Annotated in this window: 14 protein-coding genes and 1 pseudogene; 4 read left to right on the forward strand and 11 right to left on the reverse strand. The window is 54.5% G+C overall.

The features are described from left to right. Positions 1–1058: 1058 nt before the first annotated feature. A pseudogene (locus J4859_RS17675) lies at positions 1059–1259 on the reverse strand (transposase); the annotation flags it as partial. A 1040-nt stretch (positions 1260–2299) separates the two neighbouring features. Between J4859_RS17675 and J4859_RS07925 the strand changes: the two are divergent. Next, positions 2300–2659, forward strand: coding sequence for a hypothetical protein (locus J4859_RS07925; protein ID WP_212335004.1), 360 nt, complete (start codon positions 2300–2302; stop codon positions 2657–2659). Positions 2660–2661: 2 nt separating this feature from the next. After that, a complete protein-coding gene (locus tag J4859_RS07930; RefSeq protein WP_249113799.1) occupies positions 2662–4422 on the forward strand; it encodes an AarF/ABC1/UbiB kinase family protein in 1761 nt (586 codons plus the stop codon). Positions 4423–4511: 89 nt separating this feature from the next. Here J4859_RS07930 and J4859_RS07935 read toward each other — a convergent pair whose 3' ends face one another. The 3 genes from J4859_RS07935 to J4859_RS07945 all read right to left on the reverse strand — a co-directional run bounded on the left by J4859_RS07935 (position 4512) and on the right by J4859_RS07945 (position 6370). Then, complete coding sequence (locus tag J4859_RS07935; protein WP_212335006.1) at positions 4512–5558, reverse strand: RlpA-like double-psi beta-barrel domain-containing protein; 1047 nt, start codon at positions 5556–5558, stop codon at positions 4512–4514. A 233-nt stretch (positions 5559–5791) separates the two neighbouring features. Then, positions 5792–5947 carry a hypothetical protein gene (locus J4859_RS07940; RefSeq protein ID WP_212335008.1) on the reverse strand — a complete coding sequence of 52 codons (156 nt, stop codon included), beginning with the start codon at positions 5945–5947 and terminating at the stop codon, positions 5792–5794. A gap of 219 nt (positions 5948–6166) precedes the next feature. After that, positions 6167–6370, reverse strand: a complete 204-nt coding sequence (locus J4859_RS07945; RefSeq protein ID WP_212335010.1) for a hypothetical protein — start codon at positions 6368–6370, stop codon at positions 6167–6169. A 320-nt stretch (positions 6371–6690) separates the two neighbouring features. Between J4859_RS07945 and J4859_RS07950 the strand changes: the two genes are divergently transcribed. Together J4859_RS07950 and preA are read left to right on the forward strand one after the other, a co-directional pair. Beyond that, on the forward strand, positions 6691–7938 hold the full coding sequence (locus J4859_RS07950; protein ID WP_249113800.1) for an FAD-dependent oxidoreductase: 1248 nt from the start codon (positions 6691–6693) through the stop codon (positions 7936–7938). A gap of 1 nt (position 7939) precedes the next feature. Further along, the gene (preA, locus tag J4859_RS07955; RefSeq protein ID WP_212335012.1) at positions 7940–9217 is read left to right on the forward strand and encodes an NAD-dependent dihydropyrimidine dehydrogenase subunit PreA; all 1278 of its coding nucleotides are present in this window, start codon (positions 7940–7942) and stop codon (positions 9215–9217) included. A gap of 353 nt (positions 9218–9570) precedes the next feature. Here the strand turns inward: preA and J4859_RS07960 are convergent, their stop codons facing one another. The 7 genes from J4859_RS07960 to J4859_RS07995 form a co-directional block, all read right to left on the reverse strand. After that, positions 9571–10071: a hypothetical protein gene (locus J4859_RS07960; protein ID WP_212335014.1), complete on the reverse strand. Its 501-nt coding sequence runs from the start codon at positions 10069–10071 to the stop codon at positions 9571–9573. Beyond that, on the reverse strand, positions 10068–10370 hold the full coding sequence (locus J4859_RS07965) for a carboxylesterase family protein (RefSeq protein ID WP_212335016.1): 303 nt from the start codon (positions 10368–10370) through the stop codon (positions 10068–10070). Before J4859_RS07965 ends, J4859_RS07960 begins: the two co-directional genes overlap by 4 nt. Beyond that, on the reverse strand, positions 10333–10551 hold the full coding sequence (locus tag J4859_RS07970) for a hypothetical protein (RefSeq protein ID WP_212335018.1): 219 nt from the start codon (positions 10549–10551) through the stop codon (positions 10333–10335). Before J4859_RS07970 ends, J4859_RS07965 begins: the two co-directional genes overlap by 38 nt. A 471-nt stretch (positions 10552–11022) precedes the next feature. Then, the gene (locus tag J4859_RS07980) at positions 11023–12942 is read right to left on the reverse strand and encodes an ABC transporter ATP-binding protein (RefSeq protein WP_212335022.1); all 1920 of its coding nucleotides are present in this window, start codon (positions 12940–12942) and stop codon (positions 11023–11025) included. Between the two features lie 3 nt (positions 12943–12945). Further along, positions 12946–14754, reverse strand: a complete 1809-nt coding sequence (locus J4859_RS07985; protein ID WP_212335206.1) for an ABC transporter ATP-binding protein — start codon at positions 14752–14754, stop codon at positions 12946–12948. Positions 14755–14838: 84 nt separating this feature from the next. Continuing rightward, positions 14839–15324, reverse strand: a complete 486-nt coding sequence (locus tag J4859_RS07990; protein ID WP_212335024.1) for a MarR family winged helix-turn-helix transcriptional regulator — start codon at positions 15322–15324, stop codon at positions 14839–14841. A gap of 136 nt (positions 15325–15460) precedes the next feature. Further along, a complete protein-coding gene (locus tag J4859_RS07995; protein ID WP_212335026.1) occupies positions 15461–16309 on the reverse strand; it encodes an alpha/beta fold hydrolase in 849 nt (282 codons plus the stop codon). Positions 16310–16311 lie beyond the last annotated feature (2 nt).

Below are 16311 nucleotides of genomic sequence, written 5' to 3' on the forward strand. Positions count from 1 at the left end.
GGCGCAGGGCGCTGGCGGTCCAGGTCGGCCATGATGCTGATACAGCTTTGGTTGCACCTTTTGGCGGTGTCACCTGTACCCACACGCACGACTCCGGAATAGTCTGCTGCATCCCTCGCCTTCGATGTCGCCTTCCCAAGCAGCCTCCATATGCACGTGGGCTGTCTCGTGCAGAGGCTTATGACCACAACGCTCATGACAAACGATCAGCTGGGCCTCAAAGAGCGCCGTGATGCGTCTTCGGCTGGACCCCCAGGGTATCCTTGCAGCATGCACGCTGTCCTTAGGGGCACTCAACACTGCGCCGCGTACAATCGTCTCGTATTGCCAGATGTCGAGATGCCACAAGGTCCTCCCGCGTCTGTCGTAGGTGCTACAGCGCCTGTGGAAGGCAGGACTCACCACTGCCTGGCCCTGACGTGTACCACCTCACATGCAGGATGTCCTGCACCCATCTGAGTTCCTCAAACCAGACACCGAAGAGCTCCATTCGCCCCTAAGCCCCCTGGGGCTTCTTAAAGAGCCTTGCCAGCATACCTGCCTTAAGCATCCATATCGCACCTTAGAACCGAAGCCTTCCACCGGCGAAACCCTGCTGTCCAGGCGTCCCACGCTCAAGGGGATGCAGGAGTGCTACCCACCATAAGTAGCGAAGAGCCTTTTCTAGGGGTAATACGTAACCTTTGCGTTAACAGGTTGTACGCATTTGAGAATTGCTATGATAGGTATATGTGGTGTATTAGGGGAGAGGCCCCTCGTATTTAAGGAGACCAGCTATATGAAGTCAAGTAAAAAACCATGATCTTTTGGAGAGATGTCTGAAGATTGTTTTTGTAAGTGTTGGATTAGTTGCACTTTGACAGTCGAATATCGAATGCTTTTAGGCGCAATAGATGAAGCAGCTGTGAAACATAAGTACAGCAGCAAACAAAAGTATGCAGTTTTTTGATTGATACAAATCAGTTCGGGTTGTAGGCTACCTTGTCTCTCATCACAGCAAAGATGATGAGACAGAGCTTTCTTGCCATGGCAGCTACAGCCACCCTATAGGGTTTGCCTCAGTAATCGCTTCTTTCTACAGAACTCTTTGAGCTTAGGAATATAGCTGCTGCAGCAAGCCACAGAGCGCGTCTCAGATAGGAAGACCCTGCTTTGGTGATAGGCAACCCTTTAGCCTCAAGCTTGCCGGATCGATTCGCTCTGTGGTTCAGCCCGGCGTAGTTTACGATCTGAGAGCTGCCCTTAGGCCGAGACACATCACCTGTCTTTGTAGCTGTGTGAACCCTACCTGTGACAAGACTCCAAGGATAGTGATGATGAGGGCTCCACCTTACATAGCAGCTCTTCTATCATTGCTTTGTCGGTGTCTTTGATGTCGCCTTCCAAATATTCGATCTCAAAGATACAGTGCTTGATCTCAAAACCCACAGCCTTCTTCCCAAGGTGCGCCCCACAGGAGTTTTTGGCGGCCTCGCTGTTATTGCTTTATGCTTTAGCCTCACCAAGGCGCCCCGTTCTTTGTGGGCAGCGGGCCATCTGTGAGAAGTGCCAAGGAAGGGACGCTGAAGATGTTAGTGAAAAGCGGCTCGCACTTCGGGAAATGAGAACCCAAAAGGCAGATAGCCCGCGCCTCTTTTAGGGACTGACAAAAACGCATTAAGAATCGCAGAGCCTATAGAGTATCATCTGCAAGCTTCGTTGGCTTTACCTCACCTACACGGCAGGGTCTTTGCGATGAGAGAGCTGTCGGCTGTATCATTTTTGACCCTGCGAAGCCCTTGAGTTTGCGTAGAGCCTCTACATGCACAGGATCAAGGACACACACTGCCTATCCCTTTTCCACAAGATACGAGTGGCAGGCCATCCAATTCTGGTTCTGCCAGACTTTCTAGCCCACGAGGAGCACCTATCCAAACCTTCGCTGGTACTTCTGAAAGAGATTAGGCACCTATCTTTCCCTTTGTTGTCGATGGTTCCGATTAGGTGGTCTACCTTTGCGATATCCACACCTGCAAAGAGCATAGGTGTATCTCCTTACAAAGCCAGTCTGGCGGACTCCCCGCTATAGCCATTTAGATCTGCACGCTTCTAAAAGAGATGCGAAGCCCAAGCCAAAAGCTTGCCTTCACCCAGCTTATCTGCGATCTACTCCAGATGGGACAGGATACCAATCTCCTTTACGAGCCGCATAGCTCTTCAGGCAGTATGAAGACATTCCTGCCACCGGAGATTCTCTATTGCATCTAAAAGCATCCGATATGAGGCCAATAAATGCAACGCAGTGAATATAGGAGGCAGTATGGCTGACTTAAATCCGTTCGACGCAGCAGAGAAGATGTTTTTGGCAAGCGTCGGGGCAATGGCAACGGTGGGCGACAAGAGCTCGGAGGCGTTTGACAACCTTGTCAAGCGTGGCCAGACAGCAGTGCAGCAGGGCCAGAATCTGAATGAGGAGCTCAAGCACACGACCTCAAACGCGGCGCACAACTTCTCTGAGAGCGCCCTCAAGACCTGGATGCAGACCATGAAGGACGATGAGCTCAAGGACTTCGTTAAAAAGGTCGAGACGATGGCAAGCGAGATCGAGGCAAACCGCGTCACCGTAGACGTCGAAGACGTAGAAGATGCTTCCGATAAGGATCAGGACAAAGCGGAGTAGGCGTGGAACGAAGCGAACCTTCGGACAACACAGATACGACATCACGGGCGTCCGTTGACTCTCAGGAGGAGACGGACGCCTATGACAACATGTTTCAGGCGATCGAGAACGAGGAGTACGACCAGACGATCGGCCTGAGGGGTGGCCGCTATACCACCTATCGGACCGGTGCCTGGCAGGGCCGCCTGAAACGTATGCATGAGATCTTCTCGGTGGTGCGTAAGTACGACATTATGCACGGGATGACGCCGGTGACGCTGCGTCGGATGCTCGAGGAGCTGGGCCCTACCTTTGTGAAGGCCGGACAGATCCTCTCGATGCGCTCAGAGATCCTGCCGGAACCTTTCTGTCAAGAGCTCTCGAAGCTGCAAGCGAATGTGATCCCGATGGATCGCGAGACCGTCCTCTCAAGCCTCAGGGCAGAGTATGCGATCCCGATTGAGGACCTCTTCGACGCAATCGACGACGTGCCCCTGGGATCGGCTTCCATCGCCCAGGTACACCGGGCGCGCCTGATCACCGGCGAGGATGTCGCAATCAAGATCCAACGCCCTCATGTGCAGGAAACGATGGCGCAGGATATCGATATTATGCGCCGGCTTGCCCGCTACGCTGACCGCTTCTTCCCGGATACTCAGGTACTTGATCTCGGCTCCGTTATCGAGGAGCTCTGGCACTCCTTTCGTGAGGAAACCGATTTTCTCGTCGAGGCAAGGAATCTGGCGGAGTTTCGACGCGACAATGCCAATATCAGATACGTCGGCTGTCCTAAGCCGTATTTGAAACTTTGTACCCTCCACGTGGTCGTGATGGACTACATCGAGGGGATCCCCATCTCACACACCGCTCAGCTCATCGCCGAGGGCTATGACCTGAATGAAATCGGGACGAAGCTCGTCGACAACTACACTCAACAGATGCTCGACAGCGGGTTCTTCCATGCGGATCCGCACCCCGGCAACCTCATTATCAAGGGTGGGAAGATCTACTTTATCGACCTCGGAATGATGGGAAGGCTGTCCTCAACGGACCGGGCAGCGCTTCGGGACATGGTCACAGCAGTGGCACTCAGGGACTCCGCAGACCTTAAAGACGGATTGCTCGAATTTGCAGTGTCCGGGGCCGATGAGGTGGACCACGCGCAGCTTTTAAGCTCACTTGATGAGATTATCGAGAAGTTCGGCAACGCCGACCTCAAAGATTTCGATATGGGCGCCTTCGTCAATGCACTGTTCACGATGGCACGAAGGTGCGGTATCGAGCTGCCGAGCAATGTCACGATGCTCGCACGCTCACTGGTGACCCTTGAAGGCACTGTCAATGATTTTCTGTCGGATACCTCGATCATCCAGATCATCCGAACCCATATTCGGACGCAAGGATCGCTTGGAGACTTAACCAAGCAGGAAGCGAAGACCTATGCGCAGGAGCTCGAGCGTGCGTCACATGGATTGCTTCAAGCAGCCGGGGATGCCGGCCTTGCTTCCAAGATGCTGACCCGCGGACAGCTGCGCATGATCCTGGACCTCTCAGGAACCAAGAGCCCGATTGCGGATCTTTCCCATGCAGCGGACCGGCTAACTATGGGTATCGTCGCGGCAGGCCTCTTCATCGGCTCCTCGATTATCTACTATGCGCGCATTCAACCTGTTATCTTCGGCATCCCTATCATCGGCTTTGTAGGGTTCTTCATCGCCCTCTTCTTGGGGCTCTGGATCGTCTTTAATATTATCAAAGAGCACAAACGGGACCATCATTCCTAAGGCGTGTTCCAACAAAGTAGTGGTACACAAGAAACCAGCGGGCACGTACGTGTCCACTGGTTTCCCTTTAAGCTTAGAATGATGGACTGTTAGCTCACGACACGGTAGCCAACGGTACCGACGCCACTGAAGCCCAACGCAGAGGCGACTGCGGGCTGAAGGTCGATCTGACGGTTTCCTGCATAGGGACCACGGTCATTCACGATTGCACGGCAGGTTCTGCCACTGTAGGTGAGCTCCACGATGGTGCCAAGTGGCATGGTTTTCATTGCGATGCCCATGGAGGTCGGGGTCAAGGTATCACCGTTTGCGGTGCGGTTGCCCATGAGGCCATCGCCGCTGCCGTACATAGAGGCCTCGACGTACGTAAAGCCCCCGGAGGCAGAGCCGGAATTCATTGCGCTGTTGTCTGCGTTGTTGCCTGCACTGTTGCCTGTGCTGTTGCCAGAGGACTGCTGATTTGAGTTGTTGGGATTCGAGTCGTTGGAATTTTTGGTAGCCTGATCAATCTGCGTGATGGTCTGATCCTGCTGGCCGGCAGCCTGTGCCGCCTCATAGGCAGCCTCGCGCTCAGCCTTGCCCTCTGCGGCTTTCTGGAGAGCCGCATCAACGGCGGCCTGTGCCTGATCTGAAGCATCCTTAGCGACTTTGACCTGCTGCTCCTCGTCGGTCTTTTCCTGTGTAAGCTCCGCCTGTTTGGTCTGCAGTTCCTGCTCAACATTGACTAGATTGTTGATGTCCTGGGTGCTACTTGCCATAACGCGGTTGAGGCTGTTGATCAAGTTTAGGACCTCATTGAAGTCTTTCGATGAGAAGATCATCGAAAGCAGGGAGTTTGAGTTCTGATGGAGCTTGTAGGACGTGGAAATTGCGGAAGCAGCGTTCTGACGCAACTGCGGCAGCTTGTCCTCGATCTCCTGCACCTGCTGGTTATTTTCATCGATCTGAGATTGCAGGGCATCCAACTTCTGTTGCTCCTCGTCGAGTTTCTCATTCGCTTCAATAGCGGTGTTCTGAAGTGATTCCAGATCGCTTGTATCATCAGCGAGCGCGGCAGTAGGAACTCCCGATCCGATGAGTGCAGCTGAGATCAATGCAACGGCGGCATAACGAAAGTAATGTGAAGGTGTTCGCATCTCTCCTAACCCATAATCGTCGATGACAGCATAGGGCTGTCGTGTACAGATTTGGAATTGGCTGATTGCGGTTAAGCTTCTTTTATCGTCAATTCGACTATTAATATTAATCCCTGCGTATCAGGGGCACAAAATATACACTTCTATGCCATAACTGAATTGGCTAAAGCAGTGAGACACAGAAGCCCTATTCCTTCCGAATCCCTGGCTTTTACAGCGCCACCTCTGTAGGCCTATTCAGCCTCGGCTATACCGCTCATGTACCATTCTTCCGGCGTGTCGCAGCTAAGCGTATGATGGATCCGCCTGCTGTTGTAGAACTCAACGAACTTTGCGATGGTGTCCTTGAGCTCTGGCAGGCGTGCTGTATTTTGTCTGCCTTTAGGCATTCGCTCTTGAGGGTCTGAAACCATCTCTCTACCAAAGCGTTGTCCTTCTATCTCACCCTTTCGTCCATGCTCTGGGATATCCCTTTGGATGCGAGCAGAAAGACGTACTCCTTAGAGCCGAAGAACGCTCCCCTGCTCGAAGTTCATGGTAAAGGGCATCCCCATGCTCCCTGAAAGTCTGCTTGGCGCGTGTAGCGATCTCCTGTGCTCTGCATGGTGTCAAAGAGCCTTCCAGCAGACGATACAGCGGCTAAACCAGTCGATGAGCGAGCTTAAGATACAAGGTGCTTCCCTTCGATCTGGACACAGGTGGATGTCGGTGGACCACACCTGGTTGGGGAACAGGATGCCTTGCCCTTCAAGAGATAGGGGGACCTTCTGGATGCCCAGGAGGGTACCGGAGGAGACGGCAGCGTACAGCATGGGCTGGATGCCTGCAAGCTCCATCAGCCTTAAGACACCCTGTAGCGGGTGGCATGTGCCTCTCCTTGCTTTTGCAGCATCTTCTATATCTTCCTTGCCTCATAGGGCGTGGCAGGTTGTGTCCTGTCGAGTACAGATAGTGCGCTATTCAGTCCATTGTTGAGCGCGTGTATGCACGCGGTGTGGCTGAACCTCGAGGATTTGCCCTTTACCGAAGACGTTTCTTCATCTATGGGGCAAGTGGATACAAACGGTTTTGGTTGGCTCATAATGTGAAGAAACATGTATGAAATATTCCATGCACTAGGAGAGGAGTCGACGTGGATGATACATACGAGCAGGAGTGGCGGGAGGGCTATACCCCTGCTACCGCTATGGAGGAGGCAAGCCGTTGCCTGCTGTGCCAAGACGCGCCGTGCAGCCAGGATTGCCCCACCTCGACCGATCCGGCTAAGTTCATCCGCAGCATTCGTTTCTTAAACGAAGAGGGGGCTGTAGAGACGATCTTTGAGAACAATGCGCTGGGCGATATCTGCGCACGCGTATGCCCCACAGAGCGTTACTGTCAGAAAGGCTGCAGCCGTACCGATATCGATCACCCGATCGATATCAAAGGCCTACAGCGCTATGCGACCGACTATGCCTACGACATCTCGATGAAGGTGCTGGAAGCCGGCCCAGATACCGGGCACTCTATCGCAATCGTCGGCTCCGGTCCGGCAGCGCTTCAGGCTGCGGCATCTCTGCGCTGTTTCGGCCACGCAGTCGATATCTATGAGCGCCAACCGACCCCGGGCGGCATGCTGGTACACGGCATCCCGGCCTACCGTCTGCCGGACGATATCGTGAACCGTGCGATCTCCCGCGTCAAAGAGCTCGGCGCAACGATCCACTGCGATGTATCCATCGGTACGGGTCCCAACGACGATATCACGATCGGACAGCTCTTAGGTAAGCACGATGCGGTACTTCTGGATCCGGGCCTATCAGAGGGCAAGATGCTGCCGATCTTTAAGGACAACGACAACGTCAAACTCGCGGTGGACTTCCTCGACGAGGTACGCTCCTCAAAGGGCACGATGAAAGTTTCGGACAATGTCCTCGTAATCGGTGGTGGCGACGTTGCAATGGACGTCTCAACGACGCTCAAGAAGCTCGGAGTTCCTACGGTTACCGATGTGATCTGGGAGCGCTCCTGCGAATTCCTGGCTTCTAAAGAGGAGCTCGATGGCGCCCGTGAGATGGGCGTAACCCTGATCGACGGGTATGAACCGAAAGAGGCTTCCGGCCATCAGGTAACCTTTAAGCATCGTGTGATAGACTCGACCCTCACGATCTCTGCAGATCTGATTATTCTGGCAGTTGGCCAGCGTCCTGATCTCGATCACCTCGGCGTTGATCTCGATCTCAAGGGCGTAGAGATGGCACAGGAAGGCCCGGCAACCTCTGACCCGCACATCTTTGTGACCGGCGATATCGCCCAGGGCGATAAGACCGTCGTGTGGGCAGTGCGGCGCGGTAAGGAAGCCGCTGGAGCAATCGATGCTTCCCTGAAAGGAGGCGAGTGAGATGAAACAGATGGATCTCTCCATTGATTTTTTGGGTGTCCACTTTGAAAACCCCTTCTGCCTGTCATCCTCGCCAGTAGGCAACTGCTATGAGATGTGCGCCAAAGCCTTCGATACCGGCTGGGGTGGTATCGTATACAAGACCCTGCACACCGATGACTTTGTCGTCGATGAGGTATCTCCGCGCTTTGATGAGCTCACCAAGGAGGCCACGCCTTTTGTAGCCTTCAAGAACATGGAGCAGATCGCTGAGCATCCGCTCGCGCAGGACCTCGCTGATATCACGCGGATCAAGAAGGAACATCCGAACAAGATCATCATCGCTTCCATCATGGGACAGAATGAGAGCAACTGGACTGAACTCGCTAAAAAGGTTGAAGAGGCCGGTGCGGATATGATCGAGATGAACCTCTCCTGCCCCCAGATGACAAGCCATACGATGGGCTCCGACGTCGGTGAGAACCCAGACCTCTGCTGCACCTGCTGCACCGCTGTAAAACGCGGCTCAAAGCTGCCGGTGCTCGCAAAGATGACACCGAACATCACCGATATGACTGAGGTCGCCAAGGCCTGTATGGAAGGCGGCGCTGACGGTATCTCTGCGATCAATACGGTCAAATCCATCGCAAATGTCGACCTTGATCGCCATATCGGAATGCCGATCGTCAATGGCAAGAGTGCAGTCTCCGGACTTTCCGGCAAAGCCGTAAAGCCGATCTCCCTGCGGTTCATCCAGCAGATGCGCGCGGATCCAGATCTGAAAGATCTCCCGATCTCTGGTATCGGTGGCATTGAGACCTGGCGTGATGCCGCTGAGTACATCCTGATGGGTGCAACGACCCTGCAGGTCACTACGGCGGTCATGCAGTATGGCTACCGCATCGTCGAGGATATGAAGGATGGGCTTTCCCACTATATGCGCTCCCAGGGTGTCAAGTCGCTCTTCGAGCTCGTCGGCCTTGCGGTGCCGAATACCCTGCCGGCTGATAGCCTCGACCGTGACTTTAAGGTCTATCCGGTGATCGATACGGATAAGTGCATCCACTGTGGACGCTGCTATATCTCCTGCTATGACGGTGCCCACCAGGCAATCCAGTGGGATCCTGAGGAGCGTAAGGTCTCCATCGATAAGGACAAGTGCGTCGGTTGCCATCTGTGCCGTCTCGTCTGCCCGGTCCACGCAATCAGTATGGACAAGCCGGAAATGAAGCCTGGCCGCAAGGGCGATCCGGATAAGATCGTGATCGAGCCGAAAGACGTCATGTACAACCTGAAGTAGCATTTGGCTCATAAGCGTCAACATTCAGTCCCTGGCTTTTTAAGAAGCTGGGGCTGTTTGTGTTTGGCATCAACGATTATTGGATTACTGAGGACCAGCAGAAGGCTGAATCAGACCGAATCTATAAATTGTGCCGCTTCAAAATCTCATAAAGTTCTTCGCCGAACCCCTCTTTCTGCTGGGAGCCCCGATCGAAGACAAAGGTCGCATGGTGGTCGGTGGCATAGGGATCTCACTGGATTGCGTCATATGAGGGGTCATTGGTGCGTGCAAAAGTGGTAAGCGAGTCGGACATGGTCTGCACGACAGTGTGGGTCATATCGTCGTCATCAGCAAAAAGGTATGGCACACAGTCAGGCGAGGCGAACCAGTAGGGTAGATCTTCGCAGTGCGCCATCGTTACACTCCCGAAAACCCGACGGCTGTAGTAGCCACATAGTTGTATACGGGAAGTCCCTGCCGGCTGAAGTAGGGATCATCCCGGTGTCAGGCTCGGTGAGCGTCGTATGGGAGACAAAGCTCGTAGTCTTCGCCAGCCAGAGTGACTCCACGGGCGGATGGGTGAGATAGGCGTTGCGGAAGGCCTGCTCAAACACGCTAGCATCATCGCCGTACCGACTGTGTAGTCCGTCCCGTACCTGAGAATCGGTGATGTTCTGAAAGTCGACGAAGGCGGGAGCGTCGGGCATCGAGTGCATCGCCAGGGGAGAGGCAGTGCCATCAAGTTCTGAAAACGTTGTCTCCCTTATCCAGGTGCGTTGGGCCGCGAGGTTGTTGACGGTACCGGTATCGGGGTCAATAAACGGTGTGGGGAAGAGGTCTGCACCATAGGAAGCGTCTGCGAAGAAGTTCACGGTGGCCGGGACCCGGAACAGATCCTCGCGATCGGGTTGTCTGCGACCGAATAGTGTTGCAGTAAATAGTCAACGATCTGGTGGGTCGCCTGTTGCGATTGCTGCTGCGTCGTGTCGAAGATATAGCCGCTCTGGATGACCCCTTTGGAGAAGAGTCCCTGTGTGCGCTCCATGCAGGCCAGGGTCATGATCTTCGTTCTGCCGTCGGACTGCCCGACGATTGTGACATTGACGGGATCGCCACCGAAGCGGCTGATATTGTCACGGTCTAGCAAAGACGCGGCCCTGGGTCTTGGCAAAGTCGGCCTCCTCGTAGAGCCCTATCTCGCCGGAAGCACCAGCAATAAGGCCTCCACCGTGGAAGAAGACCACAGGCAGCGCTCCGTTACCGGCCAGATCGCTGCGGGAAGGGGTGCTGAAGCCGTTGCGGTCCGGCTCTACGATAGAACTAAACGTGCGGGGCTGTTGGGCATACCGCACTGAAGCTCATCGCGGTGCAGAAGCCCTGACCGTAGCTCGTGATTGGCTGCGGATCTTGAAAGCGGTTTGCGGTCGCATAGGGAATCCCCAAGAAAGTGTACACTCCATCGGCACAGTATCCCATAAGCCTACTTGAAACGATATCGACAAAGGCGCGGGTGGTGACTTGAGAGAAATTTGGAGCGCTCTGTGACTGTACTCGCTGTTCTGTCGGTGCTGCTTTCGCAGATGAGCTGCACGCAGCAAGATCGAGTGCAGCTGCCCCGAGCCCGATGCCTTTGATACCGTGAAAAAACTGCGTCTGTTGATCGAATTGTTGTCTATGGAATACCTGTCTTTCGATTTTTTTCTCACCATAGTTCCCAACGCAGAGGGTAGCTGCAACCTGAAAGATACGGGATGACCTGAAGACAAAAAAGTCCGCCTCTTGGTGAGACGGACCGTACACAAAGTCGTAAAGGCTCTGGATAACTATTCGAGCTCGAAGGCTCCGGTGTAGAGCTGGTAGTAGGTACCTTTCTTAGCGATCAGCTCATCGTGGGTGCCTTGCTCGATGATACGGCCATGATCGAGAACAATAATCACGTCGGAGTTTCTAACTGTAGAGAGGCGGTGGGCGATAACGAAGGTGGTACGGCCTTCCATCAATGCGTCCATACCTTTCTGGACGATCTGCTCGGTACGGGTATCGATGGAGGAGGTTGCCTCATCGAGGATCATGACCGGTGGGTCTGCGACCGCGGCGCGGGCGATCGAGAGCAGCTGACGCTGGCCCTGTGAGATCGTCTCTGCGTTGTCGTGCAGCATCGTGTTGTAGCCGTCAGGCAGACGTCCGATGAAGGAGTCCGCACCCGCGAGCTTTGCCGCGGCGATGCATTCCTCATCGGTTGCGTTCAGGCGGCCGTAGCGGATGTTGTCCATAACGGTACCGGTGAAGAGGTTGGTGTCCTGCAAGACCATACCCAGTGAGCGGCGCAGGTCCGCCTTCTTGATCTTGTTGATGTTGATATAGTCGTAGCGAATCTTGCCGTCATCGATATCGTAGAATCGGTTGATCAGGTTGGTGATCGTCGTCTTGCCTGCACCGGTGGAGCCGACGAAAGCGACCTTTTGGCCTGGCTTCGCGTGGATCGTGATGTTGTGCAGGACTAAGTGATTCGGCTCATAACCAAAGTCCACATCGTAGAGGTCCACTTTGCCCTTCAGGGCGCGGTAGTCGATCGTGCCGTTGTCATGGGGGTGCTTCCAGGCCCAGGAGTCGGTGTGCTCTTTGCTCTCGACGAGCTTGTCGTCCTTGCCCTTCTTGGTGTTAACCAAGGTGACGTAACCGTTATCCTGCTCAGGCTCTTCGTCCTCAAGGGCAAAGATACGCTCGGCGCCCGCAAGGCCCATAACCACGAAGTTGATCTGGTGGGAGATCTGGCCCAGGGAGCCGGAGAAGCGCCTCGTGAGGTTCAAGAAGGAGACGACGATCGAGATGTTGAGCGCCATGCCGGAAATGGAGGGGTTCGCGATGCCAGCCTCCAGGAACATGGAGCCGAAGATCGCGACGACCACGTAGGCGAGGTTGCCGACGTTCATGAGAACCGGGCCTAAGGTGTTGCCGTACATGTTTGCGGTCTTTGCAGCTTGGAAGAGCTGCTCGTTAACCTTATCGAAATCCTTTTCGATAGCGTCCTCATGGGTGAAGACCTTGACGACCTTCTGGCCGTTCATGGACTCTTCGGCGAAGCCCTCGACGTCTGCGATTGAGCGCTGCTGCTCCAGATAGTAGCGGGCAGAACGGCTGCCGAGCACATCGGTGAGCCACATCATGAGCCCCACGAGGACCAACACGACGATGGTCAGGGGCACAGAGTACCAGAGCATGATGAAGAGGACCGATATCATCGCTACGACCGTCATCAATATACTCGGCAGCGCTTGGCCGATGAACTGGCGCAGCGTATCGACGTCGTTGGTGTAGTGGGACATGATGTCGCCGTGCTTGTTCGTGTCGAAATAGCGGATCGGCAGGGACTCCATGTGGCTGAACATCTGTTGCCTCACTTTATCCAAGGTGCCCTGGTTAACGATAGCGCCGAGCTGGGTGTAGGTGATGTTGCAGACCAAAGCCACCAGGTAGCACAAGATGAGCGTGATTACGACACGGGCGATCTGCGGCTGCGCCGTGCTCCAATCACCGGTTTTGACAAACTGCTCGATGATGTTGATGGCCTGCTGCAGAAAGACCGAGGGCAGCGAGGAGATCAGCGAGGTTGCAATGATGCAGATAACGATGATGGTCGTATAAGCAGGGTAGTAGTGGAAGATCATGCTGAGCACTCTTCTCAGGGTGTGGTGACGTTTTGTGTGTTTGGCGGTATCTTTTGCATTTTGTGTCTCAGCCATGTCCTAGTCCTCCTCTCCTGTGTGTTGTTCGGTCTGTTTGGTATGGGCGACTGCTTCTTTGAGCGCCGCGCGGTTCTGATCGTGGGACTGCTTGTTCTGCGTCAGATAGACCTCGCGGTAGATCTTGTTCCGTCTCAACAGCTGCTCGTGGGTCCCGATGTCGTTGATGTGCCCCTCGTCCATCACCACGATGCGGTCCGCATCCTCGATGGAGGAGGTGCGCTGGGCGATGATGATCTTGGTCGTTGAGGGGATGTAATGCTTGAAGCCCTCACGGATCAAACGGTCGGTCTTGGTGTCGACGGCGCTCGTGGAATCATCCATGATCAGGATCTTGGGGTTCTTCAGGAGTGTGCGGGCGATACAGAGGCGCTGCTTCTGACCGCCGGAGACGTTGGTGCCGCCCTGCTCGATGTAGGTGTCATACTTATCCGGGAAGCGCCGGATGAACTCGTCTGCCTGTGCTGTCTTGCAGGCTTGAAGCATCTGCTCGTCGGTCGCGTTCGGATTGCCCCATCTGAGATTGTCCTTGATGGTACCTGAGAAGAGGACATTCCTCTGCAGCACGACTGCCACTTGGTTACGAAGGGATTTGATATCGTAGTCCTTCACGTTGTGGCCGCCGACGAAGACGGAGCCTTCGGTCGCATCGTAGAGGCGGCTGATCAGCTGGATTAGCGTGGACTTTGAGGAGCCGGTACCGCCGATGATGCCGATGAACTCACCGCTGTTGATGTGCAGATCGATATCCTTTAAGGCCATGCGGTCCGCCTTCTTGGAATAGGCGAAGCTGACATGGTTGAAGTCGACAGAGCCGTTGGGCACCTCATAGATCGCCTTCTTAGGGTTAGCCAGATCAGGCTGCTCCTTCAGGACCTCGCAGAGGCGCCGTGAGCTCTCTTCTGCCATCACGATCATCACGAAGACCATCGAGAGCATCATGAGGGATATGAGCATCGAGAAGCCGTAGGTGATCAGCGATGAAAGCTGCCCCACGCCCATCGCCTGTGCCTGGCTGGAGACGATCGCCTGGGAGCCGAAGTAGACGACGAAGCAGTAGATCACATCGATAGAGATAGTCATAATCGGGCTGGTCCACGCCATGATCCGCTCGACATGGACGAAGTCGTTGTACAGGTTGTGCGAAGCGGTACCGAATTTCTTGCGCTCGTAGTCCTCACGGACGTAGGACTTGACGACGCGGATGCCGGAGACATTCTCTTCGACGGAATCATTCAGCGCATCGTATTTTCTGAACAGGCGCCTGAAGATAGGCGTGGTGATGAGGATCAGCCTGAAGAGGACGTAGCCCAGAAAGATTGCGACAAAGACATAGATGACCGCCACGGGGCCACCGGTCAGAAATGCCATCACGATCGAAAAGATCGCGAGGAGCGGGCAACGCACGGCGGTCCTGATGATTGTCATGAACGCAAACTGCACGTTGGTGATATCGGTTGTGAGACGCGTCACTAAGGAACTCGTCGAGAACTTATCGATGTTTGAGAATGAGAATGTCTGAATCTTGTGAAAGATATCGTGGCGCAAGTTCCTGGCGAAACCCGTTGAGGCAATGGAGCAGGTGATGCCGGCTCCGGTGCCGAAGGCCAGCGACGCCAGTGCCATAATCACCAGGATCAGCCCATAGTGGGCGATGGTCGACATAGGCGCCCCCGCCTCAATCCGGTCGATCAGGGTAGCGGTGACAAAAGGGATAGCACACTCCATCGCAACCTCGCCTGTGACGATGATGGGGGTCGCAAGTGAGGTCTTCTTGAATTCCCGCAGTGATTTGCCCAGCGTGGAGAAAATATCTCTATAGGAGTATTCAGGCACACTCGAGTCAGTGCCGGCACTGACCGCTTCGTGAATCCTGTCTTTTACTTTCACGTCTGTTTACACCTTCTCTCGTTTCTGTGCCTGTGCTAAATCCATCCAATGAAGTCTCACCCGTGTGAGGAGTGCAAGCAACACTTTCTTTTCCTGGTCGCTCAAAACCGAAAATGCTTCTCTTTCGAACGCTGTTTTACGCTTGACCCACCGTTTTGCCTCTTCCCGTCCGCTTTCTGTCAGTGACACGTTGATCTGGCGTCGGTCTTTCTCAGAGCGCTCCCTCTTGACAAGCCCGCACGCTTCCAGCTTTGAGAGGGTTTCAGAGAGCGCTGCGGAGCTGATGGGAACCTCTCCGCTCTGCAGATCTTTCTGAGTCATCGTTCCGCCGTTAGCAAGCAGCCTGAGGAGCGCATGGGGCTGTCCAGACCTGCTTGTGAACGATGCGTGCATTATCGCGTTAATCAAACCGAATGTATCAAGCAACTGACGTTCAACGGGGCCTGTATTAAAGAAGTCCCGAGCCGTTTTCTCATACTGTGAATCCTGCATATTCCGCCTCATATGACTCTCGCCGTTTATTGTACGGAGAAAACTATAGGTACCTAATAATCAGATGTCTAGGTACCTAACGAATTATTCAAATATCCTAGAAAAAGTGAAGTTCAATACTAGAGGAAGTGCCGGATTACAGCATCCGTTTGACCGTTTTGAGGACAACTTCAATCACGTCGTCCGGTGCCTCTTTGGGCAGCGTGTGGCCATGACCCTCCGAGATGAAGAGCTGCGCTTGGGAGATTGCCCCGACAATGCGTTTCGTCTCTTCAGGCTTGATAACGTCATACTGCCCGGCCATCACCGTTGTAGGGCAGGAGATTGACTTCAAGCTCTCCGGATCAATGTGCGGCTCGATCTCCATCAGGTTCAAAAGCTCTGCCTGTTGGCGTGCCTCCTGCGCAGTGGGGGACATCAAGGTGGGGTCAATTGCGCCATCTTTCGGAAGGTTCTCGACCCACTCAGCCCAATCGAGCAGACGTTGGATGGTGGCTTGAGGATCCCATCCCTCGTTGTTGACACCTTCAGGGGTAAGGTTTGCTCCGATCGAGGTGAGGGAGGCGACAAGCTCCGGATGCTTTGAGACGATGAGGAGCGCCTCGATCGCTCCGTCGGAGAAGCCGACCAAGTGGCAGCGTTTGAGGTCGAGTGCCTCCATCACCCCTATAGCATCGTTCGCCATCACCTCATACGTCAATTTCGCGGTACCGCGCGTCGACTGACCCTGAGCACGTGAATCCGGCGCGTAGACCGGATAGCCCACTTCCACGCAGGCGTCGATGATGGGACCGAAGATCTCATGGTCCTCCCCATTGCCATGCAGGAACAGGATCGGGGTTTGAGCAGCGCTTTCAGTGTTGTAGCCGAACGTTGCAATAAAAGCTCCGTCTGGACGCTCGATACGTTGCGCGAAGGAGAGCGGCGTGTGCGGGCGCTCATAGGGGGAGGGGAAATGGATTTGGGGAGGTTCCGGAATCTGCATCG

The sequence above is a fragment of the Atopobium sp. oral taxon 416 genome (assembly GCF_018128285.1).
Lineage (GTDB): Bacteria > Actinomycetota > Coriobacteriia > Coriobacteriales > Atopobiaceae > Olsenella_L.